The organism is Mediterranea sp. An20 (genome assembly GCF_002160055.1).
Taxonomy (GTDB): Bacteria; Bacteroidota; Bacteroidia; order Bacteroidales; family Bacteroidaceae; genus Bacteroides; species Bacteroides avicola.
Genome location: NZ_NFJV01000029.1, coordinates 1 through 22485, shown reverse-complemented (window position 1 = coordinate 22485; position 22485 = coordinate 1). Strand labels below are relative to the sequence as shown.

The 22485-nt window shown below is 50.2% G+C and carries 20 protein-coding genes and 1 pseudogene; 17 read left to right on the top strand and 4 right to left on the bottom strand.

The genetic code is table 11. The features are described from left to right. Positions 1-32 precede the first annotated feature (32 nt). A complete protein-coding gene (locus B5F34_RS14200; protein WP_087340326.1) occupies positions 33-3218 on the bottom strand; it encodes a TonB-dependent receptor in 3186 nt (1061 codons plus the stop codon). 481 nt (positions 3219-3699) lie between these two features. Here B5F34_RS14200 and B5F34_RS14195 point away from each other — a divergent pair, with 481 nt between their 5' ends. The 16 genes from B5F34_RS14195 to B5F34_RS14120 all read left to right on the top strand — a co-directional run bounded on the left by B5F34_RS14195 (position 3700) and on the right by B5F34_RS14120 (position 17179). Next, positions 3700-4836 (top strand): site-specific integrase, encoded by a 1137-nt coding sequence (locus B5F34_RS14195; RefSeq protein WP_087340324.1) that lies wholly within the window; start codon positions 3700-3702, stop codon positions 4834-4836. Between the two features lie 196 nt (positions 4837-5032). After that, positions 5033-5743 (top strand): hypothetical protein, encoded by a 711-nt coding sequence (locus B5F34_RS14190; protein WP_162609343.1) that lies wholly within the window; start codon positions 5033-5035, stop codon positions 5741-5743. Positions 5744-5921: 178 nt separating this feature from the next. After that, complete coding sequence (locus B5F34_RS14185) at positions 5922-6317, top strand: helix-turn-helix domain-containing protein (RefSeq protein WP_087340323.1); 396 nt, start codon at positions 5922-5924, stop codon at positions 6315-6317. Then, on the top strand, positions 6295-7392 hold the full coding sequence (locus B5F34_RS14180) for an AAA family ATPase (protein ID WP_087340322.1): 1098 nt from the start codon (positions 6295-6297) through the stop codon (positions 7390-7392). The genes B5F34_RS14185 and B5F34_RS14180 overlap by 23 nt, the downstream gene beginning before the upstream one ends. A 108-nt stretch (positions 7393-7500) precedes the next feature. Further along, complete coding sequence (locus tag B5F34_RS14175) at positions 7501-8388, top strand: toprim domain-containing protein (RefSeq protein ID WP_087340320.1); 888 nt, start codon at positions 7501-7503, stop codon at positions 8386-8388. A gap of 246 nt (positions 8389-8634) precedes the next feature. Beyond that, complete coding sequence (locus B5F34_RS14170; protein ID WP_087340318.1) at positions 8635-9075, top strand: hypothetical protein; 441 nt, start codon at positions 8635-8637, stop codon at positions 9073-9075. 2 nt (positions 9076-9077) lie between these two features. Continuing rightward, entirely contained in the window at positions 9078-9407 is a 330-nt protein-coding gene (locus tag B5F34_RS14165) for a DUF4134 domain-containing protein (RefSeq protein ID WP_087340316.1), read from the top strand. 45 nt (positions 9408-9452) lie between these two features. Continuing rightward, complete coding sequence (locus B5F34_RS14160; protein WP_087340314.1) at positions 9453-9821, top strand: DUF4134 domain-containing protein; 369 nt, start codon at positions 9453-9455, stop codon at positions 9819-9821. 13 nt (positions 9822-9834) lie between these two features. After that, positions 9835-10131, top strand: coding sequence for a DUF4133 domain-containing protein (locus B5F34_RS14155; protein ID WP_087340313.1), 297 nt, complete (start codon positions 9835-9837; stop codon positions 10129-10131). A 108-nt stretch (positions 10132-10239) separates the two neighbouring features. Beyond that, positions 10240-11667, top strand: a complete 1428-nt coding sequence (locus B5F34_RS14150; protein ID WP_087340312.1) for an ATPase — start codon at positions 10240-10242, stop codon at positions 11665-11667. A 168-nt stretch (positions 11668-11835) separates the two neighbouring features. Next, positions 11836-12657 carry a helix-turn-helix domain-containing protein gene (locus B5F34_RS14145; RefSeq protein WP_087340359.1) on the top strand — a complete coding sequence of 274 codons (822 nt, stop codon included), beginning with the start codon at positions 11836-11838 and terminating at the stop codon, positions 12655-12657. A gap of 33 nt (positions 12658-12690) precedes the next feature. After that, positions 12691-13797 carry a site-specific integrase gene (locus B5F34_RS14140; protein ID WP_087340310.1) on the top strand — a complete coding sequence of 369 codons (1107 nt, stop codon included), beginning with the start codon at positions 12691-12693 and terminating at the stop codon, positions 13795-13797. Positions 13798-13831: 34 nt separating this feature from the next. After that, positions 13832-14227 carry a helix-turn-helix domain-containing protein gene (locus B5F34_RS14135; protein WP_087340308.1) on the top strand — a complete coding sequence of 132 codons (396 nt, stop codon included), beginning with the start codon at positions 13832-13834 and terminating at the stop codon, positions 14225-14227. Then, on the top strand, positions 14224-14571 hold the full coding sequence (locus B5F34_RS14130) for a hypothetical protein (RefSeq protein ID WP_087340307.1): 348 nt from the start codon (positions 14224-14226) through the stop codon (positions 14569-14571). The genes B5F34_RS14135 and B5F34_RS14130 overlap by 4 nt, the downstream gene beginning before the upstream one ends. Before the next feature lie 34 nt (positions 14572-14605). Further along, the gene (locus tag B5F34_RS14125; protein WP_087340306.1) at positions 14606-15331 is read left to right on the top strand and encodes a hypothetical protein; all 726 of its coding nucleotides are present in this window, start codon (positions 14606-14608) and stop codon (positions 15329-15331) included. 321 nt (positions 15332-15652) lie between these two features. Beyond that, entirely contained in the window at positions 15653-17179 is a 1527-nt protein-coding gene (locus tag B5F34_RS14120) for a cell envelope integrity protein TolA (RefSeq protein WP_087340304.1), read from the top strand. A gap of 4 nt (positions 17180-17183) precedes the next feature. On the opposite strand, the gene B5F34_RS14115 is transcribed toward B5F34_RS14120, so the two are convergent. The 3 genes from B5F34_RS14115 to B5F34_RS14105 all read right to left on the bottom strand — a co-directional run bounded on the left by B5F34_RS14115 (position 17184) and on the right by B5F34_RS14105 (position 21254). After that, on the bottom strand, positions 17184-18086 hold the full coding sequence (locus B5F34_RS14115; protein ID WP_087340303.1) for a DUF4377 domain-containing protein: 903 nt from the start codon (positions 18084-18086) through the stop codon (positions 17184-17186). Between the two features lie 546 nt (positions 18087-18632). Continuing rightward, positions 18633-19898 (bottom strand): S41 family peptidase, encoded by a 1266-nt coding sequence (locus B5F34_RS17615; protein ID WP_162609342.1) that lies wholly within the window; start codon positions 19896-19898, stop codon positions 18633-18635. Positions 19899-20117: 219 nt separating this feature from the next. Next, positions 20118-21254, bottom strand: coding sequence for a DUF4932 domain-containing protein (locus tag B5F34_RS14105; protein ID WP_087340302.1), 1137 nt, complete (start codon positions 21252-21254; stop codon positions 20118-20120). A 494-nt stretch (positions 21255-21748) separates the two neighbouring features. Here B5F34_RS14105 and B5F34_RS14100 point away from each other — a divergent pair. Next, positions 21749-22485: pseudogene (locus B5F34_RS14100) on the top strand (conjugal transfer protein TraG); the annotation flags it as partial.

Below are 22485 nucleotides of genomic sequence, written 5' to 3'. Positions count from 1 at the left end.
TCTGTTTCATAATATTCTGTGCTTTTATTAAGTTAGAATGAGACTTGTACGCCGATGTTGTATGTGCGCTGAGTAGGATAGGTCAGGCCTTTGCCACCTCCCATTTCCGGGTCCCACAATTTGAACGGCGAGAAAGTCAGCAGGTTGGCACCGCTGATATAGAAACGTGCTTTCTTGTAAGTATAGCCCAGTTCGATGTTCTTCAGCTTCAGGAAAGCGGCGTTACGCAGCCAGTAGGTGCTGTTGACGGTATTGTGGTCGTTGACATATTGGGTAAGGCGCGGGTGGGCGGCATTGGGGTTCTGGTTGTTTTCGCTCCAATAGTCATCGGCAATCCACGACAATACGTTTCGGTTGTACGATTCGCCGAAAGGTTCGAAGTCGCTCATCATCAGTGAAACTTTGGCTTGTCCTTGGAAGAAGAAGGAGAAATCCCAGTTCTTATACACAAAGCTCGGCCCGAAACCATAGACAATTTCCGGTACGGTCGGGTTTCCGATGACAACCCGGTCGTCGCTTGTTATCTGTCCGTCATAGTTGCCGTCAGCATCCGGTTGGTCTACATATTTGATGTCTCCCGGAGCAATTGCGATGTTACCCAAGGTCGAAGTGGGACTGTTGGCTATGTCGGCCTCGTCGATGTACAGCCCGTCGGCCACATATCCCCAGATGGAGTTCAGGCTTTTCCCCACTTGGCTGAGCGCGGGACGTACGCCTGCCCCTTCGTCGTACTCCAACACTTTGTTTCGGGCGAAAGTGAATGTGCCCTTAAACTGCATGTAGAAGTCCTTGCTGAACTGCTTGCCATAATCCACGGAAATCTCAGCTCCCCAGTTTTTGACCTTTGCCAGGTTGCCGTAAATGGACGTGCTTCCTGTGCCGAAGTAGTTCGGGATGGAGTTGCGTTCCTGGAAGATGTCGCTGCGTATTTCCTGGAAAGCCTCTACGGTGAGGTTCAGCGAGTTGAACAGCTGCATATCGACACCTACGTTGAGCTTATGTCCCACTTCCCAAGTGATGTTGTCGTTCTGGAAACGGGTATAGGTAGGACCGGAGTAACTGACTGTGTTGTTCCCGTATCCGGTCTGGTAGGCAGAGGAACCGTCGAGATCAACTTGCGCCAGATAGATGTAGCGCACCAATGAGCCGCTTTCATAAAGCTGGTCATTACCTACCAGACCGTAGGATGCGCGCAGTTTGAGGTGGCTTACTACATTCTTCAGCGGTTGCCAGAAGTTCTCTTCGGAGATGTTCCATCCGGCAGAGATAGACGGGAAGAAGCCCCAGCGGTGTCCGGCGGCAAAGTTTTCCGAACCGTTGTAACCGGCATTGGCTTCCAGCATGTAGCGCTGCTTGTAGTTGTAGGCCAGTCGGGCGGCGAATCCCATTTTGCGCTGTGGAAGCGAGGTGATGAGGCTGCTGGGTGCATTGCTGTTATATTGCTCGATGTTCCAGAGAAGCAGTCCCGACACGTTGTGATCGCCAAAGGTACGGTCGTAGTTGAAGTAGGTCTGGAAGTAGAATTTACGGTCGCCGGTAGTGCCGTTCGATGTCGTCATGCTGTGGCGGGACGGTTCGCCCATGGGTTGGACATCGTATTCGTAGCTCCCATCGTCATTTTGTGTGTACCCGGCTAAGTAATACTTGTTATAGTCTTGGTAACGGCTGGTTGACGTATAGCTCCAGTTCTTGAACGAGAAGAGTGCCTTGAACGAAAGCCCCGGCGTAATGAAGTCCAGCTTCTGGTCAAAGTCGATGTTGGCGATGACAGTGCTTTCTGTATAGTCGGTATAGCCTTGTGTGGCGTATGCCATGGGGTTGGCTGCCCCCTGCTCGTTGCCACCCTGATAGCTGCCCCAGTGTATCCAGTCGCCGTCTCCTGTGTTGGGGAAGGAAATGGGGTAGTCCACCGGGTTATTGTTCATGATTTGTGTAAAGATGTTGTCTACGCTGTTATACGGTCCGGTATAGTCGTTCAGCTGTACATTCAGGTGCAGGGCAATCTTGGACGATTTGCTCAGGTTGAAGTCTATGTTGTTCTGGAAAGCATACTTCTTCAGGTCGATGTTGTTGCTGTACGAGTAGTACTTGCTGCTGTTGTCTTGCAGCATACCGGTCTCGTGATTCATGCTGAGGTTCATGAAATAGGTAATCTTCTGTGTGCCGCCCCGTATGTTGAAGTTGGCTTTCTGGTTGAACGTGGCATTCTTGAAGATTTCATCATACCAGTTGACATTCGGGTAGATATAAGGGTCTTTTCCTTGAGCCACGCCGTCCATCTGTTCCTGTGTGAAGAGCACGGAGCCAGTTCCCTGGTTGGTTACGGCCTCGTTGTACATCTTCATGTAGGTGACAGCATCTACGAATTCCGGCACCTTGGTCGGCTGGTTGACGTAGGATTCCACACGGAACCCGATGGCCGGCTTTTCCAAATCAGCTCCCGACTTGGTCTTGATAATCATGACACCATTTGCACCGCGTGTACCATACATGGCTGTGGCCGTGGCATCTTTCAAGATGGAGAAGCTCTCGATGATTTCCGGGTCGATGGCGTTCAGGTCGGCCGAACTGATTTCCACGCCGTCCATGATGAGCAGCGGGCTGGTCAAGCCGCTCATGGTCGAAATACCTCGGATGTAGAAGTTGGAGCCGTTGCTGCCCGGTTCGCCGCTTCGCTGGTAGGCTATCACGCCCGAAAGGCGTCCGGCGAAGCTGTTGGACAGGTTGGCAGAGGGAATCTTCAGGTCGTCGGGTCTTACCGTCTGGATGGCTCCCGTGACAGTCTCTTTTTTCTGGCCGGTGGCAAAGGCCGTGACTACCACTTCGTCCAGTTGGGCTGCGTCTTCCTGCAGGGTGATGGACAGAATCTTGACATCCCCTACTTCGATTTCTTTCGTTGTGTAGCCGATATAGCTGATTTCCAGCATATCGCCTTTTTTGGCACGGATGTTGAATTCTCCGTTGACATCGGTGATTGCACCCTGGTTGCTGCCCTTAATCTTGACAGTACATCCTATCAGCGGTTCTCCGGTATTGGAGTCAATAACTACTCCTTTGACGGAAAAGGCTGGTGTCTGCAGGACGCTTTGCGATTCCTCTACGGCAATGCCGTCGGGTTTTTCCGGGACGGGCAGACCGGAAGCTTTGCCTGAAAGGGATACCAGCAGGCAGCAGGCGGCGAATGTGGTCCGGGAAACGTGTTTCCGATAATTTCTCATAGTTCTGATGATGAAATTAGTTGGTTAATTGGTTAATAATTTAAATTCTCTGCAGGAAGTCTTGCGCTTGTTTTAATTAACGTGAGTAGGCTTTTGTTTGGTAAAAGTATGCTTCATGAAAGCGGAAAACTGCCTGTTTTTGCAAAGATAAGTCAAATTTTAATTTCATGCTATAAATTTAGTATTAAAAATTTTAAAATTGTTTCTTTTATCAAAAACAGTTTCTAATTTGACAAATCTTTATCTGTCTGAGAAAACTTTCCAGATTTATAATGTAAAGGTGTGAAATGAAAACAACATCCAAACAAGTGCAAAGAAAACGGCTTTATTACAGGGATTTATAAGGGTATTGTTATTTGCAGTTGTTTTCATTGTTTGCAGTTGTTTGGTTCTTTTTTGGTGCATTTTTGTTTCTTGTTTGTTCCTCGTTTTGGATTATTATTCGTACCTTTGTGGCAGAAGAAACAAAGAGCGATTTTCTATGGCACGAATAAGACAACCTAAAAAAGTGAAGGAGCCTGTGCGTCTCCGAATGAAGGATCTGAGCGACGGTAGCAAGAGCCTGTATCTGGACATATACCGCAACGGCAAGCGGACCTATGAGTATCTGAAGATGTATCTCATCCCGGAGACCGATGAAAATGCCCGCAAGCGGAACAAGACGACCATGAATGCGGCCAATGCCATCAAGTCGAAACGCATCATCGAGATGACCAACGGAGAGGCGGGCATCGAGAACGAAAAGGAGAAAGTCTTTCTGCTGGACTGGATGCAAACCTACAAGGAGAATCAGGAAAAGAGGGGAAAGAAAGACGAGAACCAGATCAAGGTGGCCATCCGCATCATCGAGGACTATGCGGGGAAAAGGGTTACGCTTGACCAGATAGACAAGGCGTTCTGCCAGGGCTATATCGACTATCTGATGATGGAATACCGTCCGAGAGGCAAGCGCGTGTCGAACTTCACGCTCAAGAACTATTACCGTGTGCTGAACAGCGCCTTGAACGCGGCTGTCCGTGCGGAACTCATGAGGTCGAATCCCTTTGACAAAATAGACAAGTCGGACAAAATCCGGCTGCCGGAAAGCAAACGCTCCTACATGACCATCGAGGAGGTGAAGGCACTCATCGCAACGCCTATGAAATATGAGGAGATAAAGTGTGCCTATCTGTTCTCCTGCTTCTGCGGCCTGCGCATCAGTGATGTCAAGAGGCTGCAATGGAAGGATGTCTTTATCGACAAGGGGCAGTACCGTCTGGCAGTATCCATGAAGAAGACCAAGGAACCGATTTACCTGCCGCTTTCGTCCGAAGCCCTGAAGTGGATGCCGGAACGTGGGGACAAGACTCCGGACGACACTGTGTTCGACTTGCCGAGCGGCAACGAAATCAACCGACTGCTGAAACCGTGGGCGAAGGCGGCAGGCATCAGCAAGCGTTTCTCATTCCACACCAGCCGGCACACCTTCGCCACGATGATGCTGACCCTCGGCGCGGACCTCTACACGACCTCGAAGCTGCTCGGCCATGCCGACGTGAAGATGACCCAGGTGTATGCCAAGATCATCAACAAGAAGAAAGACGAGGCTGTCAATCTTGTAAACGGCCTGTTCGACTGACGGCCGCACCATCATCATGTCAAATTTACGGGCATATTTACAGGAAGTGGCTTCATTTATATGTAAATTTGAAGCAATGCTATGTAACGATATTTTTAACCAATTAAAAAGTAATTCGACATGAACAGACCAGACAAAGGCCTTCTCTCTTTTTGGAGGGAGGCAGCACTGCCGTCATTTTGCGGCAGCACAGGATGTGGCGGAAGAACTTTTCGCACTGCTCGCTGAAGCGAGGGAAATCTATCTGCATGACGTCGTGGCAGGCGGCAAACGGTATGGCCGCTTTGTGGATGACTTCATCAACAGCCACCGGTACATAGACTGCGACAGCGCGGTCTGCCGGAACTGCCACGCAATGAACCTTCACATCGCCAGGGTCCTTCTTACCGACCTGGCCGAACGTACCCGCCTTTCGTTCGCGGCGGACACCTTTTCGTTCGGGGACTGCATGGAGCTAAAAATGGTGTATGACATTTCAGACCCGGGGGCTCCCGCCGGCCGGGACGGAACCGGCCTTGTCCCGGACGCCCCGCCCATTTCTTTCGACTGCAATTTTACCGAGAAACAGATGACAGGTATCGTGGCTTGCGCAAATACCTATCATCTGTTTTGTGTTTCTGCGGTGAGCATGGAGGACATGGAGGCCCTCTTTGCCTGCAGGGAGGGTTTCCGTATCCGGGTGAACAACATCCGGCATGTGGCCGTGCTGTTTGACGCGCTGCTCGAAGGGTCGTACATACAGGCGCACTGGCAGTCCGTCCTCGAAAGAGGGAAATTCCTGGTTTCCAAGGACGGCAAACGCTTCGTGACCGCCTCGAGCCTCTCGACGGCCCTGTCCGCCGCAAGAAGCTGTATGACATCCACCACTATGGCCATAAGAAAAGCCGTCAGCCAGCTCCGTGAATGAAACCAACTGAAAGAACGGCAAACATGTGAAAGATAAAAGGCTGACCGTAGCAATGATATGGAGCCGGTATCACTGCCGGTTCCCTGCCATTGCCGTCCGCATCGCATAACTTTGTCCTCCGTCAGCGCAACGCCCGACGGAGGCTTGCCTTTCATTGTAAAATCAAATCATACACATAATGCAGAACAGAACAACATTCATGGAACGGCTGAGCGAAAGGCTCAGCGCGGTAGAATCGGTACTGAAGAAGCTGGAACCGGTCGAAAGCCTGCTGCAAAGGCTGGAAATGCTGGAGGACTCTTTCTACTCAACAAAAAAAGTGTTCACATTCCAGGAGGCGTGCGTGTACATCGGCGTGTCGGAAAGCATGCTGTACAAGCTCACCGCAAACAAGGAGATACCCCACTACAAGCCGAGGGGCAAGATGGTCTATTTCGCCAAGGAGGAGCTGGACGCATGGCTCCTGCAGAACTGCGAGCCCGCCATAGACGACGCGACCCGTCAGGCCGCCGAATCCGCAACCGTTGAACCGTTCTTTAACCAGAGACGAAATGGAAAGCGAAAGAAGGACTAACATCATCGGAGCGGAGCTTGACGACAGCCGCCTTTCGGACATCCTGTCCGCCTCGCAGATAAAGGTGACGGACAGCTACGAGACCCCGCCGCAGATTATCTGGATAGACAACTCCACCATCGCCACGCTCGGCAACTTCAGCGCATCGACCGGCAAGGCGAAGTCGAAGAAGACCTTCAACGTGTCGGCCATCGTCGCCGCTTCCCTGGCAGGCAAGCAGGTGCTGAACTACCGGGCGCATTTGCCGGAAGGGAAGCAGCGTATCCTGTATGTGGACACGGAACAGAGCCGTTTCCACTGCCACAACGTGCTGGAACGCATCCTCAAGCTGGCGGGACTGCCGGACACGACGGACAACGACAGGCTCGACTTCATCTGCCTGCGCGAATATTCCCCCGCCATCCGCATAGAGGTGATCGACTATGCGCTGCGGCGCGGCAAGGGCTACGGGCTGGTGGTCATAGACGGCATCCGCGACCTGATGCTCGACATCAACAGCACCAGCGAATCCGTGGAGGTCATCAACAAGATGATGGAGTGGTCGTCGAAATACAACCTGCACATCCACTGCGTGCTGCACCTGAACAAAGGGGACAACAACGTGCGCGGGCATATCGGAACGGAGATGAGCAACAAGGCGGAAACGGTGCTGGTCATCAGCAAGGACAGCGAGAATCCCGGCGTCAGCGAAGTGCACGCCCTCCATATCAGGGAAAAGGAGTTCAGGCCGTTCGCCTTCACGATAGACGAAGCCGGGCTGCCCGTCATTGCGGAAGGCCATTCCGCATGTGAGCATCCCAAGCCGAGGCAGCGGACAAGCTTCACGGACCTGAGCATCGAGCAGCACCGGGAAGCCCTCGCCGCCGCTTTCGGCGACAAGCCCATCAAGGGGTTCGAGAACATGCTCCAGGCACTCATGGCCTCCTACGAGGCGATCGGCTTCAAGCGCGGGCGGAACGTGATGGTCAAGCTGCTGCTTTACCTGACCGACAACCTGAAGCTGATACGCAAGCGGGACAAGCTGTTCTACTACGACATGTCGCCCGCCGAGGCCATGCTTTTCGACGAGGAATGACGGCGGGCGCGGGCATATATATAATCCAGTTTAATTTAGTACAGATATATATAGGGAAACAAACTAAACTAAACTTGTTTCGTGAAAATAAATGAAAGAAAAAACGGCATGAACATATCGGAAGCAAAACAGATACGCATCGTGGATTTCCTGGCGCAGCTCGGACACCGTGCGCAATACGTGAAATCGGGACAATACTGGTACCTCTCGCCGTTCCGTCGGGAGGAAACGCCGTCGTTCAAGGTGAACGACCGGCTCAATGAATGGTACGACTTCGGGGCTGCCACCGGCGGCGACCTCGTGGAACTGGGGAAGCACCTGTACGGGACGGACAGCGTGAGCGAGGTGCTGGCACATATTGAAAGGCACGCCGGCATCAGCAGCCTGCCGAGGGTGCGGCTCCCGGCGGCGGTGCTCCGGCCGGTGGAAGCGGAAATGAAGGACGTGAGGCTGGTGCCGCTGCGTCACCATGCGCTGCTGTCGTACCTCCGTTCCCGGATGATCGACGCCGACATCGGAAGGATGTTCTGCAAGGAGATACATTACGAGCTGCGCAGGCGGCACTATTTCGGACTGGCGTTCGGCAACCTGTCCGGCGGCTACGAGGTGCGCAACCCCTATTACAAAGGCTGCCTGAAGAACAAGGACATATCGCTGATAAGGCACTCGCACGGCGAGACGCAGAGCCATGTGTGCGTCTTTGAAGGCTTCATGGACTTCCTCTCCTATATGACCTTGCGGCAGGCCGGAGACAGGACGGTATGCCTCGATGCCCCCAGCGACCATCTTGTGATGAACTCTGTGGCCAACCTTAAAAAAGCATTGGGACACCTGCAGGAGTATTCCTTCATCCATTGCTACCTCGACAACGACCTTGCCGGGCGGAAGACGGTGGAGACCGTCGCCTCGCTGTTTGCCGGGAAGGTCAACAACGAAGCCTACAGGTACGACGGCTACAAGGACCTGAACGACTACCTGAGAGGCAAAAGGCTCTGACGCGGCCGGCGTGCCGGAACACAAGGAAGCCCTCCATCCGGAGGGCTTCTTTTTTTTGTCCGCAAGCGACCCTGTTCAGGCATAAAACAGCCGTCAGAATATGATTTTAGAGTATGATTTTGAGAAATAGCATAAATCTTATTAAGAAAATGAAGATTTGTATATCAATTATTTCCTAATATAATTCTGTTGGTTTTTCTTTGCAAACCAAATTCAGAATACAAAATAATACTATTACGATAGAATATGAAATCATATTGGATATTTGCAATCGTACTGACGGTAGCCTACATCATCTACTATGCGGTGAACATCGCCAGAGACCTGTACGGAAAGAAAAGCCGTGGCGGGACGGAAGAGGAAGTCTTTGAACTCGATCCCGACGACGGCCAGGAGAGCGTGACGGTAACGGAAAGCGAGACCGGCTTCAATGTCGGGACGGAGAAGTACGAGACCGCCTTTGAGGGCACCGGCGCTTCCGTGCAGGACGGTCCGGCGGAGGCGGACACGGAATCGGCCGAAGAACGGTTCGCCCGGATAAAGGCCGAAGCCGAGGCGAAGATGGAGGACAGCACCCCTTACCTGTCCGACGGATTCACGCCGGACGATATGTACAAGGCGATGATTTGCGGCGGCCGTCTGGAGAACCGTCCCGCAATGGACTGGAAACCGGTGGACAAAATTTAGCGATGAAAGAAACGAAGAAGATATTATGCGCCCTGTCCATGCTTGCAGTACCCTGCTGCGTCTTCGCCAAGAGCGGAGCCGTGAACTACTCCTGGGGAGCGGACGCGCTTGCCACCATGCACGACTTTGTGGTGACGATGATGCTGTATGTGCAGTACATCTGCTTTGCCGTCGCCTCGGTGGTGGCCGTCATATCCGCGCTCCAGATCTATATCAAATGGAATACGGGAGACGACAGCATCGTGAAATACATCGTGATGCTGGTCGGTGCGTGCCTGTTCTTCATCGGAGCCACCCTGGTATTCCCGGCCTTCTTCGGCTACCGCATCTGAAAACGGATTTGAGATTCAACGATATAATCACTAAAAGCAATGAGAATGAAGAAGTTAAAGAAAGCAATGCAAAGAATCGTAGGCGCGGTGTTGTACAAGGTTGCGATGCTCGCCCTCCTGCTGGTGTCGGGGCCTGCCGCACTGATGGCGCAGAACACCGCAGGCGACTACACGGCAGGTACCAACGCCCTGACCACCGTGGCGGAGGAAATCGCCAAGTATGTGCCCATCATGGTGAAGCTGTGCTATGCCATCGCCGGAGTCGTTGCGATAGTGGGCGCCATCAGCGTCTATATCGCGATGAACAACGAGGAGCAGGACGTCAAGAAGAAGATCATGATGGTCGTGGGCGCCTGCATCTTCCTGATAGCGGCGGCACAGGCCCTGCCACTGTTCTTCGGTATCGGCGGATAAGAAAGGAGGAGCGATGAAAGGCAGTGACGAACGCTATCCGGACTACCCGCTGTTCAAGGGGCTTCAGCGGCCTCTTGAGTTCATGGGAATGCAGGGACGCTACATCTACTGGGCGGCAGGGTCGGCAGGCGGAGCCATTGCCGGCTTCATCGTCGCCTACTGCCTTGCCGGTTTCGTCGCGGGGCTTGCGGCATTGGCCGTCATCCTGTCAGCCGGCATCTCGCTCATCATCCTCAAGCAAAGGAAGGGACTGCACACCAAGAAGAACAGGAAAGGAGTGTATGTCTATGCCCACTCGAAGAAGATATGAAAGAGAAAAGCCATTACGGAGAGCGTGTGGCCCTATTGAATGTTGAACCCGGGCAGGCCCGCTTGTGCAAGAGCGAGTCTGCCCTTACTTAAGCTGAAGCAACCGACAATGACACTGTACATCTTATTGACATTCGCCGCCCTTTGCGCGGGCATGGCCGTCTCGGTCTATGCCTTCGGCACGGGAGGAAAGCGCAAGCGCATCTTCCAGGACATCTATTTCACCGTGGAGGACGTGGACGGCATCGGCGTGCTGTACACCAAGACCGGGGAATACTCCGCCGTCCTGCGGATGGAGAATCCCGTGCAGAAACATTCCGCCGACATCGACAGCTACTACGAGTTCTCGAGCCTGCTCACGGCCGTGGCGCAGACGCTGGGCGAAGGCTATGCGATACACAAGCAGGACGTGTTCGTCCGCAAGCAGTTCGAGGACGGGTCGGGCGACATGCACGAGTTCCTGTCCTCCGCCTATTTCCGGTATTTCAAAGGCCGGAGGTACACGGACAGCGTATGCTACCTGACCGTCACGCAGGAAGCCCGGAAGAGCGGCCTGTTCTCTTTCGACGGCAAGAAGTGGCGCGACTTCCTCGTGAAGATACGCAAGGTGCATGACCAGCTGCACGATGCCGGCATACAGGCGGAGTTTCTGGACAAGTCGCGGGCAAGCGAGTTCGTTGACCGCTACTTCGCCATGAACTTCAGGGACAGGGTTGTCTCGATGACTAACTTCAAGGTGGATGACGAGACGGTCTCGATGGGCGGCAGGCGCTGCAAGGTGTACAGCCTTGTGGACGTGGACTGCGTCGCCCTGCCGTCGCTTGTCAGACCCTATACCAACATAGAGGTGAACAATACGGAGATGCCCGTTGACCTGCTGTCCGTCATCGACAGCATCCCGGAAGCCGAGACGGTGGTGTATAACCAGATCATCTTCCTGCCCAACCAGAAGCGCGAACTGGCGGCACTCGACAAGAAGAAGAACCGCCACGCGAGCATCCCCAACCCCGGCAACCAGATGGCCGTGGAGGACATCAGGCGTGTGCAGGAAGTCGTGGCAAGGGAGAGCAAGATGCTCGTGTACAGCCATTTCAACCTTATCGTGGAAGTGTCAGCCGACAGGGACATACAGAAATGCACCAACTATCTGGAGAACGCCTTCGGGCGCATGGGCATCCACATCAGCAAGCACGCCTACAACCAGCTGGAGCTGTTCGTAGCCTCATTCCCCGGCAACTGTTACGCCATGAACGAGGAATACGACCGCTTCCTTACCCTGAGCGACGCCGCCATGTGCCTGATGTACAAGGAGCACATCCAGCATAGCGAGGACACGCCGCTGAAAATCTACTACACCGACCGCCAGGGCGTGCCGGTGGCCATCGACATCACGGGAAAGGAGGGAAAGAACAAGCTGACGGACAACTCGAACTTCTTCTGCCTCGGGCCCAGCGGCAGCGGCAAGAGCTTCCACATGGAGAAAAACAGGACAAAACGGCGGCAAGCGATTACAAAAATGATTGTTATAAATACTTGATTTACAGCCAATATATTTTAACAAACGAAGAAACCGGCTATTGGCGTTTAGTCCTTATTGGAGTAAATTTGTACCACAGTTGTACCTCGCCGGAGGGGTCGCACGGTTCGATTTCCTTTCAGCAGCGTGCAACAGCTTTCAACAGTGTGCAAATAAATTTCTTCGATGATGGACCGTCAAAATGAACACAAGTTAACAGGTCAGCCCGACTTCGGACGGGTCATGCCAGACAAGCCGTTCCTCACCATTGGGGAGGTGGCGAACCTGCTGCAAGTGAGCAGCCGTACCGTGTACAACCTGATATACAGCGGCACGCTCCGGGCTTGCAGGATTACATACCACATTACGCTAATCACCAAGGAGGATTTCTTCCTGATGATTAAAGAGAAAACCTACTGCAAGCGGAGCGTTTCAGTGTTCGCCAAGCAGGGGAAAAAGACAAAAGGGAAGATGAAAGAAGATATGCAGACAACAGAGGAAACAGCCCTCACACGACTGGAGGGAAAGAAGAAAGCAAAGGGCAGCACGGCAAAACGGCGGCTCATTCCGGCGGCTAACTACAAGCAGTCCGTGCGTGACACGTTTACGGACAGGGAGAATGTCGCAGGCGACCTTTACACGATGGCGGAGATATGCCAAAAGTTCAATTACACCTACGGGCGTTTCTACAACCTCCGTATGCGCTATTCGATACCCTGCATCAAAGCCAATGCCACCAAGTGCTTTCCGAAAGCGGAAGTGGACAGGGCTATGGCGGAGGAAGCGGAACGGCTGGGCAACAACCTTTCGGAGCATTGGTACTCGTGCTTCGACATCATGCGCCTGTTCGGGCTGGGTAAGACCCAAGTCCGCAGGTTCGCCCTCACCCACGGGGTACGGACAAAGCGCATACACGGCAACCGCCTGTACTACCTGAAAGCCGACTGGGATGCGGCACGGAAGGAAGCCGAGCGGAAAAGCGCAAGCACGAAAGCCAAACGGGAAGAATAAGATATTTTCAAACATTCAAAATACATTAGCTATATGACGAACATTTGTACGAAAGTGACGGTCAGGAAACGACCCATCAAGAACGGACAGTTATCGCTTTATCTGGACTTCTACCCACCTGTCCGGCACCCGAAAACGGGCAGGCTGACACGGAGGGAGTACCTCGGCATTTACATCTATGCCAACCCGACAGAGAAGTTTGAAGCAGAGTTCAACAAGACCATGCTGCGCAATGCGGAGCTAATCAAGTGCAAGCGGACGGAAGCCATCATCAACGAAGAGTTCGGTTTCCTCGACCGTAACAGGGGCAAGGAGAGCTTCTTGGAGTATTTCCGCTCCAAAATGGCGGACGATGACAATTTTAGGAACTGGAATGTTGCCTACAAACATTTCGAGAAGTATTGCGGCGGTAGCTGCACCTTTGACGACCTGACGGTGGAATACTGTCAGGGCTTCCTTACCTACATGCTGTCGCTCACCACGCATAACCGCACCAAGATGATGGCGTCCACAGCCAACAACAACCTGAACAAGCTGAAATGCGTACTGCGGCAGGCATACGAGGAAAGGCGCATCAAGGACAATATCGCCACACGGCTGAAACACGCCAAGGAAGCCAATACACGCCGTGAGTTCCTGACACTGGAGGAAGTGAAGATGCTTGCCAACACGCCATGCGAGAAACCTGTTGTAAAGTCGGCGGCTCTTTTCTCCTGCCTTACGGGACTGCGCATCAGCGACATCATACGCCTGCAGTGGGAGAACATCATCAGGGGTGCGGACGGCGGTTGGTGTATGCACATCGTGACCAAAAAGACAAGGACGGAAGCCGTCTTGCCGCTGTCCGATGAAGCCCTTGCGCTTTGTGGCGAGCGTTCCACGGGGCAGGTGTTCAAGGGAATGACACAAGCCCTGCTCCCCTTGTATCTCAAGGACTGGATTAGGTCTGCCGGGGTAACGAAGCACATAACCTTTCATTGCTTCCGGCATACCTACGCAACCCTGCAACTCGCCGCAGGGACTGACCTTTACACCATATCAAAAATGCTTACACACAGCACCGTGGCGACAACGCAGGTCTATGCGGATGTGGTGAACGACCTGAAGCGCAAGGCTTCCGAACAGATAACACTCAAATAACCGGAACAGGACAACCAAAGTAAAAAGATTGAATATGGGTAACATCACATTTGAACAACTGCCGCAGGCTGTTTCCACCCTGATAGAACGGGTGGAGCAGCTTGCCGGAAAGGTGGACGAGGTACTGGGCAAGGCGGCAGGAAGAGACACGGGCAAGCGCAGCCTGCTTTCCCTTGAAGAAGTCGCCGCCCTGCTAGGCAAATCGGCTTCCACCATCTATGCCATGACTTCCGAAAAGCGCATACCGTACCGCAAGCGTGGCAACAAGCTCTATTTCTTCGAGGATGAAGTCATGCAGTGGATTGAACAGGGCGGAACATCGGGGACAGGCAGCGAGGAGGATTTCAACAGACGGCTCGAAGCATTGCGCAGCGGCAAGAAGCGCAAGCCGGGCTCTTTACAGACGGACAACAAACAAGAAGCCTTATGAAGACAGAAGATTTGACAGCCGCCATCGCACGGTATGACCCACTTTTAGCTGATGCGGTCGGCAAAATGGTAGGCTACATTCAGGACAGGTGGGCAGCACCGTACCCCTCAAAGGAACAGACGGAAGCGGTCAATGCCTACCTCCGTTCAGTCCATGCTGACGGTGACGGCACGATGAGCGAGAACAATATTGCACACCGCAGGATTGCCACGCAGGTGATAACCATTAACGCAATCCGTGTGCTTGACCATGACCAGCTCGACCGCTTGCAGGATGTGTTGAACCATATCGCAGCGGACAGGGAATACCACATGCCGGAACACGGGTACGGCATGGGCAGGTAGCTGACCAGTGTAACACCTATAAACATCATAGACTATGTGCAAGAACGAACAGACCATACATTACTGCACCATCCTTTCCGCCGGGCAGTGGGATTTCCTTTTGGACGGCAAAGCCGCCATCGACAGGCAGAAGTGCCTGCACAGGCTGATGACCGCAGCCGTGCGGACAAAGACTGCCCTCCGCATCAAGGGCGTTGAGATTGCCTTGGAGGTGGGACAGGCGGCAGCTTCCGATGTGGAACTGGCGGAATACATGGGCTGCAACCGCAAGACCATCGGAAAGCTCATCGACAGTTTCAACAGGCTCGGTATGCTGACCACCCGAACCAACAACCGCACTTCCGTACACACCCTGCATTTCCTGACAGGTTGGTATGTGGATGGTGTCCTGCTGACCAATCCCCATTATGTCAAGCCTGCGGCACTTTCTAAAGGACAGACAGACGGAGTGCGGACACCATATTCTAATGATACGCCGTTGGAGAACAAGCCGTGTACCGTGCCGGACGGTTACCAATGCCCAAGGCAGGATGCGGACAGCATGGCAGGCGGAGCAGCCGCCCTTTCTTCTTCCCTATGTTCGCCTGTGGTTTCCGACAGGTCGGATGACAAAGCGGATGCGGAGGACGAAACCGACAATTCCCATGCCGGAAACAACGGCAAAGGGCAGCATGGCAATAACCCTGTAGAAAGCCCGAAAGAAGCGCAGGACGGCACGAATGGCAGCGTGGAAGACCCCGACATAGCCGGAAGGAACTGACGGGCGCACAGCGCAGGATTTCAGCGGTACTCCGTTGGCGTGGCGTGACTGACTGGGCTTGCCCAGATATAGCCCACTATAACTTCTCCGCTGCACTCCGAAGTTGTGGGCTCTCCCGAGGGGCTTAGGACGCTGCCCTAAGAACCCGGCAAGGGCTTTCAGCCCTGTGCAACCCGACCAAAGAGTGACCCCCTCTTTGGAAACTCCGCTTAGTGGCTTCCACCCCTAAGAACCCGGAGCAGGAAGTGACCCTCTCCCTGCACCCTCCGATTAAGGCTCCGCCCTAATAACCCGAAGTGAAACCCAAATACAGACAAGCCTATGGCACAGAAGACATCCATCAACATCAAGCCGTGCAACATCGGCAGCAGCGAAGCGCATAACAAGCGGACAGCGGAATACCTCGCCAATATCTGCAAGGAGAAGTTCTACATCCGTACCGACCTCATGGCAGGAAACGAGGCATGGGTATCACCTGATTTCGGTGAAGCCACGCTCACTGACCGCTACAATCAGATAGCCACTATGGTCAAGGAAAAGACAGGACGGGCGATGCAGACCAAAGACCGGGAACGGGTGAACAAGAAGACGGGCAAGGTGACCATCGTCCGTGGCAGCACCCCACTCAAGGAGGGCGTGGTCGTCATCAAGGACGACACCACGATGGAGCAGCTGCGGCACTTCTGCGAGGTGTGTAAGCAGCGTTGGGATATCACAGCCTTGCAGGTGTTCATCCACCGTGACGAGGGACATTATGGAATACCCGGCGACAATGCCACATGGAAGCCCAATCTCCACGCACATATCGTATGGGACTGGATGAACCACGATACGGGCAAGTCCTGCAAACTGGATGAGAAAGCCATGAGCGAGATGCAGACCGTTTTGGCTGGGTGTCTGGAAATGGAAAGGGGCACCTCAAAGGAGGTGACGGGCATGGAACATCTGGAGCGCACAGACTTCATCATCGCCAAGCAGAAGCAGGAAGCGGAACAGGCGAAAGCTGCAAGGCAAGCCGCCATCGCCGCCAAAGAGGAAGCCGAAGCAGAACTTTTATTCGTGGAGGGCGAGAACAAGGCGAAAGAGCAATACCGCCTTTCCCTTGACAGCGAGATTGCCGAAAAGGAGAAACAGTTAAAAGACGAGCGAAAGGCGAAAGTGGACAGCATACTGGACAGCGTTGGCAACCTTGTGGGGGTCGGCAAGTCCGCAGCGGTCGAAAAGGAAAACGCAAAGCTGAAAGCCGAGAACGAGCGCATGAAAAAAGCCTTTGCCGAAGCCGTAAAGAAAAAGGCGGAGGAACGGACAAAGGCATTGGTAGCTGAAAAGCAGAAAGCCGAAGCCGAGCGTGACCGGGCTTTGGTGCAAAACCGTTCAATTGCCATTGAAAAGGACAAGGCAGTACGGCAGCTTCAGGAACAGAAAGACGGCGAGCGGCAGCGCATCAGCCAAGCGGTGAGCCAAGCCACGGCGGAGAAAGACAAAACCATCCGCCTGCTGCAGAGTACGCTGAAAGCGAGCAGGCATATCCTAAGCCTGTTTGCGGATATGCTCTACAAGGCAAGCGAGGTATTCAAACGAGCCATAGATGCGATTATCCATTTCGGAACGGAACAGCACAAGTCATTCTTCGCCCCGTCCGAAGCCGCCGACATCAAGAGCGTGATGCAGGAGTACGGAGAAACGACCGAACAACAGAATATGGTCGGTGCATGGCTCTGTGACTATGCGGAGAGCCGACAGCCTTTTGACGAAATAAAACATCGCCATACGCTCAAAGAGGTTGGCGATGTCGCAGAGGGTATGTATGATTGGAAAATCAAAAACGGACAAGGAATAGGAATATAATGCCCTACGAAAGGCTTTCTCCAGATACCATATAAGATATCACGACCGTTTTTACGTTGGCTTCCGGATATTTGGTTTTGTAATACTCGGTCAGGTCTTTATAAAGATAGATGGCACTTGGTGTTCTATCAACATCTTTTGTTTGAGTAGCATAGCCCATAAATACATCAAATGACAGATTATCAATCGGGGTTTCTGCTTCATCTAAAAAAGTCCATTCTCCATAACCTGCTATTTGTGCATCTGGGGGAAGTATTTTATAAGACTCCGGCATTTCTTCCGGTGCTTTATTTTTGGTCTGTATGATATATGGGCCAAGCACTTTGTCGCTATCGTGCAGGGCTATACACCTAAGGAAATTGTCTTCTCCACGATAAAGCATGTCGTGATAATCCAAAGGAATGAGAGAGTTGTCTTTCAAATCCTGTTCAATGAGGTCTTTATTATCCGCTTCTACCGCATATCTGTATTGTGGAAGTGGGATATTTTCGTAAAATGCTTCTGGAATAAAGTGTAACGGCAAGTTTTCCGAGTCCTTTTTATCTTTGGATATCACTTCAAGCAACTCTCGCTCTGTCCATGCAGGAGTTCCCATACTATAATCCAAATAACTGGTTTCACTGATTTTTATCTGGTATTCATATCCTTTCTCAAACTCAAACCCAGCGATAGAGCCAAAGGCACTCCATTCATCGGATTGCTCTTTTTTTGCAGCATAAACTTCCGACAAATAATTTAATCCATCAGACCAAAGGACACCCGGTATTTTTTCCGAAGCCACAGTCAGCACATACTCTTTGTAGTCTGTTACTTTCCTGCCTTCTTCATCATCGTCACTACACGCTGTCAGTCCTACCACTGCAAACATTGCCATAAGCAGTATTCCGAAAAAGTCTTTCGCATTCATTTTTATCTTTTTTAATTGTTAGCTATTATAAAAATGCAGAAACTCTAAAAATATTGCATCTCGGATGCAACTTTTAATTCCGTATGTCTTGAATAAAGTTGCTCCAATCCACAATCCAAGTACAAAGGTAGTGAATTTCCTATCAATGAACTTCTGCGCAGAGCAAAAATTAGAGTTCTAAGACTTATTTCATACAGCATTTGTACTCCTATTGGCTCTTAAAGTGCAAAACATACTAAAAATCAATCGTGGCAAGCAATTCCCCGACAAGTCCTTTGTTGTTTTGTCCCCGTTCCGACAGACCTGCGGCAAAAGATAAAAATGCCTTCCGATTGTTAAGTTTTTGTTAAATCTTCATCTTCACACGCATCTTCTTCCTATCCTCTCACTTCCTCAAAAACAGCTTTTATACCCCGTTTCTCCCTTGCCGGATTTTTGTACCTTTATTTTCTTATATTACTGATATTCAAAACAAAAACTCTCTCATATGAAATGTTTATATGGTGAAATAAGTAAAAATCCATTATTGTCATAGGGGTATTGCTGTCATTCAAAGAATTTGGAAAAACTGATATAATAATCTATCTTGGAATTTGGTAAGGTGAAATGCAGATAGTTACCGAAATATACATCAGGACATCCTGTTTCTCCTTCCACACTCGCTATGCCCAACTTCTCCATCGTATGGGCCAGAGTGGATGCACCAGAGTAAGTCTTGTTGTTCACAAGAATAGTAGTCTTGCCATGATATAGATCCGCTTTTTTCAAATTACTCTTGACTGGAGTATCTTCCATCACAAAAAGTTCTCCGTCCTTCAAATTGCAGATTTGCCTGTATATTTCCGGATGTTTGTCTTTATTATAGGCTTTGGAATATGCACTGACCTTCAACTGGCTTTTAGAATACAATGAATAGTCCGGATGTGGGAAATAGGAAATAAGTCTTTCTACGCACTTGCTTGAACCGCCTGTGTTATTTCGTAAGTCAATGGTTATATCCTTTATTTTTCTCAGGTTTATTTCCTTAAAGACTGAATCGCAAAACGCCTTTAGTTCAGTTTCCTGGAATACATTGCGAATGGTGAGAGTTGCCTTTGTGAAATCGGAAGAGAAACTGCAACTGAAACTTTCAGGTCTTTTCTTGGATTGTCTTTCCTTGATGACCTTTATGGCCACACTTTGCGGAACTCCTTCCAAACGTATCTCTTCCATTTTATCATCACGTTTTACCGTAAACTCATACGACTCGCCCCATCTGTACATGTACCACAACAATGGAGACCAATAGGCGTTTACACTGCCTTCCTTAATGCCATTTCCTTTCTCCGAACCCCAAAGGCTATACATCTTTTCAAGTATATCTTCTGAACGGATTCCGTTTATTCCGAGAATCGTGTCACCTTCACATACTCCGGAGTTATCAATTACCGGATAATCTACAATAAAGAAATCTCCGGATGCTTTTATTCTCAAAGGCATTGTCTTGCCATCTTTCTCTGCGTTAGCAATCAGATCGTTAGAAATAGGCGGCAGCATCATACTATGGCCATCCTTTATATTAGCCATAAAAGGTGCTATTTTCAGATAGAAGTCGGATATGCTGATTGAATCAGTCATGGAGGACTTAATCTTGGTTTTGTAGTTTTCATACTCTTCTCTTGACTGATAGAGATAAAGATCCGGGTGCACATATTCTAATTTTGCACATAAAGTGTCAAAATCGGCCATTTGCCGGGTTGGACTTAATTTTTGCCCAAAAGAAACACTACAAAACAAAAGAAGTGAGCAATTTATTATAATTCTTTTATTCATTTCTATGATTTGTTTGGTTGATACTAATTTTAACTTGCTAATATTATAATAGTCTACCCTTAAAAATCACTTTATAGGTTGATATTCAATCAATTTTATCCCACGGATGCGAAGCTGCATAAAAAGATAGTCCGTAAGGTTATGTCCATTGTAAGGTCGTTGAACTTTCCGTTGCGGCAAAGCTACACATTTGTGCTTAAAAGGATTTTAAGAAAAACTTTAGTTTTCATTGTTATATACATTTAATGTAAATATAGCATCAATTTTTGCCGAACAACTATTTGCATAATTGTTGAAGAAATCGGCTATTTCAGTATAATATGACTCAATAGAAGAATACTTATCCCGATGTTGGGAGTAGTATTGCAGGCATTTCACCAATTCAGGTGTCCAATAAAAGCCAACAGACATTTCGTCAATCACGCTCTGACGTATTTTATTTGGTGCAACTCCGTTGTCAATCAGATATATAATCACGGCAGCACGGACTATGGATTCATTGACAAGATTTTGCCAAGTCGAATATGCATTTTTATGCATTACTTTCTTTGAGTACGTCAGCATAGCGTTCCCGGCTGTTTCCATAGTCAGAGCAAATTGAGGATTACCGGCAAGAGGATTGACAAACGAGTGATTGAATTCGTGTACTAACGTGCTGAGATACATTTCCGGTTCAGAAGAATAATAAGGTTCTCCGTTATCGTCCAACGCATAACCGATAATTGCATATACATCACGAGGTTTGCCCGGTAATTGACGGGACGGACCATAATTACCGCCTCCATTGGTAAATCCTAATATAATCTCAAAGTTGTCAGTTGGAGGTACACCATAAAACAGTTCATACCAGTTCTGATTGAACTTAGAAATAACATTGGTGTCAAAAAGCGAGCAGATTCTTTCATAAAAAGGTTTGTGAAACTCAAAGAAGTTCGCAAAATTACTTTGGTTATAGAAGTCAGAAATTATTGCGGTCGTTTTATTCAAATCGACCCCTGCCCAACGTTTCTCAGGAACTACTGAGTCGTTAGCTAAGACGAAACCATTTCCGACTTTTTTAAGATTGACCGCAAAAAACATAGGTGAATCAAAAGAGATGCCGTTTACCTTGCGGAGGCTATCCATCATTTCCACAGCAGGATGATTTCTTACATCTCCAAAATAAGTGTCAATATCTGCAATATAATCCCCACCGATGTTCATATTATATTCCTGAAAACCTGCAAGATGGCATATTATGCTCATCAACTCTATGCGTTCATCGTAATGGGCTTTAATCTTTATTGCTCCACAGCTTTGCCCATAAGTGGCTGAAATAAACAGAATTGCCAATGCTAATGTAAAAAATCTATTCATATTTCACTTTCTTTTGTGAAAGAAAACGTAAGCCAACTATGCAAATTTAAGGTTAGCATAACGCTTCTTCTTTTTCTCGTATGTTTTGGAAAGATTTGCCTCAATCTGATTACAAAAGTAGTGAATTCCCTGTTAAATGACCTTCTGCGCAGAGCAAAAATCAGAGTTTTAATACTTATTTCTTATTTTATACACTATTTGTACCCCTGTTGGCTCTCAAAGTATAGAAGGTATTGAAAATCAATAGGTATAATCAATTCCCAGATTTAAGTCCTTTGTGGTTTTGACCATACTCTGAACTTCCACCAGTAAAGTATAAAAATACTTGTTACTTGTTAAGATCTTGTTAAATCTTCATCTTAAACCTACCTTTTTCTTTCCCTATTTGCTTCACCCCAAAACGGCTTTTTCACCCTGTTTCTTACAGCGATTATTTTTGTACCGATATTTTCTTATGTCGTTGATAATCAACTATAAATACTCTCTCATATGTATTCCACATGAACAGCGTGGTGCGCCAGCTCCACGAGCAGGGCACGGACGTGGTGATGGTCGATACGGGTAATTCCTACGAGGGATTGTGCGAATACCTGGGCGGCAAGTACATCAGCTATACGGAGGAAAAGCCCATCACGATGAACCCGTTCAACATCACGCAGGCGGAGCTGAACATCGAGAAGATAGACTTCCTGAAAAATCTGATCCTGCTGATATGGAAAGGTTCGGACACCAGGATTACGGAACTGGAGTTCCGCATCGTTGAGCAGATGGTGACGGACTACTACGACGCCTACTTCCACGGTTTTGACGGCTACGACCCCGTGCAGCGTGAGACCCTGCGCAAGACCCTGACAGCCGCCGAGAAGCGGAAAGGCACCTGGGGCGCGGAAGACCTGCCGGCCCTGGAACAGAAAGTGGATGACAAGATCCGTATGCTGGAAGAACGCCGGAAAGTGTTGAAGGTGGCCTCGCTGTCGTTCAACACCTTCTATGAATACTCCTGCGAGCGGCTGGAACTCATCTGCCTGGAAAACAACATCACGGAGATAGACTACGACAAGTACACCTACATGATACAGCCGTTCTACAAGGGCGGCAACTACGACAAGATACTGAACGAGAACGTGGACACCACCCTGTTCTCGGAGACCTTCATCGTCTTCGAAGTGGACGCAATCAAGGAAAACAAGAAGCTGTTCCCCATCGTGACGCTCATCATCATGGACGTGTT

What these genes read in the sequence shown, in the direction of transcription:
- B5F34_RS14155 (WP_087340313.1), top strand. Translation starts at nt 9,835, where the DNA reads ATGAAAGGCAGTGACGAACGCTATCCGGACTACCCGCTGTTCAAGGGG.
- B5F34_RS14180 (WP_087340322.1), top strand. Translation starts at nt 6,295, where the DNA reads ATGGAAAGCGAAAGAAGGACTAACATCATCGGAGCGGAGCTTGACGAC.
- B5F34_RS14130 (WP_087340307.1), top strand. Translation starts at nt 14,224, where the DNA reads ATGAAGACAGAAGATTTGACAGCCGCCATCGCACGGTATGACCCACTT.
- B5F34_RS14140 (WP_087340310.1), top strand. Translation starts at nt 12,691, where the DNA reads ATGACGAACATTTGTACGAAAGTGACGGTCAGGAAACGACCCATCAAG.
- B5F34_RS17615 (WP_162609342.1), bottom strand. Translation starts at nt 19,898, where the DNA reads ATGAATAAAAGAATTATAATAAATTGCTCACTTCTTTTGTTTTGTAGT.
- B5F34_RS14150 (WP_087340312.1), top strand. Translation starts at nt 10,240, where the DNA reads ATGACACTGTACATCTTATTGACATTCGCCGCCCTTTGCGCGGGCATG.
- B5F34_RS14200 (WP_087340326.1), bottom strand. Translation starts at nt 3,218, where the DNA reads ATGAGAAATTATCGGAAACACGTTTCCCGGACCACATTCGCCGCCTGC.
- B5F34_RS14135 (WP_087340308.1), top strand. Translation starts at nt 13,832, where the DNA reads ATGGGTAACATCACATTTGAACAACTGCCGCAGGCTGTTTCCACCCTG.
- B5F34_RS14120 (WP_087340304.1), top strand. Translation starts at nt 15,653, where the DNA reads ATGGCACAGAAGACATCCATCAACATCAAGCCGTGCAACATCGGCAGC.
- B5F34_RS14165 (WP_087340316.1), top strand. Translation starts at nt 9,078, where the DNA reads ATGAAAGAAACGAAGAAGATATTATGCGCCCTGTCCATGCTTGCAGTA.
- B5F34_RS14115 (WP_087340303.1), bottom strand. Translation starts at nt 18,086, where the DNA reads ATGAATGCGAAAGACTTTTTCGGAATACTGCTTATGGCAATGTTTGCA.
- B5F34_RS14160 (WP_087340314.1), top strand. Translation starts at nt 9,453, where the DNA reads ATGAAGAAGTTAAAGAAAGCAATGCAAAGAATCGTAGGCGCGGTGTTG.
- B5F34_RS14195 (WP_087340324.1), top strand. Translation starts at nt 3,700, where the DNA reads ATGGCACGAATAAGACAACCTAAAAAAGTGAAGGAGCCTGTGCGTCTC.
- B5F34_RS14170 (WP_087340318.1), top strand. Translation starts at nt 8,635, where the DNA reads ATGAAATCATATTGGATATTTGCAATCGTACTGACGGTAGCCTACATC.
- B5F34_RS14125 (WP_087340306.1), top strand. Translation starts at nt 14,606, where the DNA reads ATGTGCAAGAACGAACAGACCATACATTACTGCACCATCCTTTCCGCC.
- B5F34_RS14185 (WP_087340323.1), top strand. Translation starts at nt 5,922, where the DNA reads ATGCAGAACAGAACAACATTCATGGAACGGCTGAGCGAAAGGCTCAGC.
- B5F34_RS14175 (WP_087340320.1), top strand. Translation starts at nt 7,501, where the DNA reads ATGAACATATCGGAAGCAAAACAGATACGCATCGTGGATTTCCTGGCG.
- B5F34_RS14105 (WP_087340302.1), bottom strand. Translation starts at nt 21,254, where the DNA reads ATGAATAGATTTTTTACATTAGCATTGGCAATTCTGTTTATTTCAGCC.
- B5F34_RS14145 (WP_087340359.1), top strand. Translation starts at nt 11,836, where the DNA reads ATGGACCGTCAAAATGAACACAAGTTAACAGGTCAGCCCGACTTCGGA.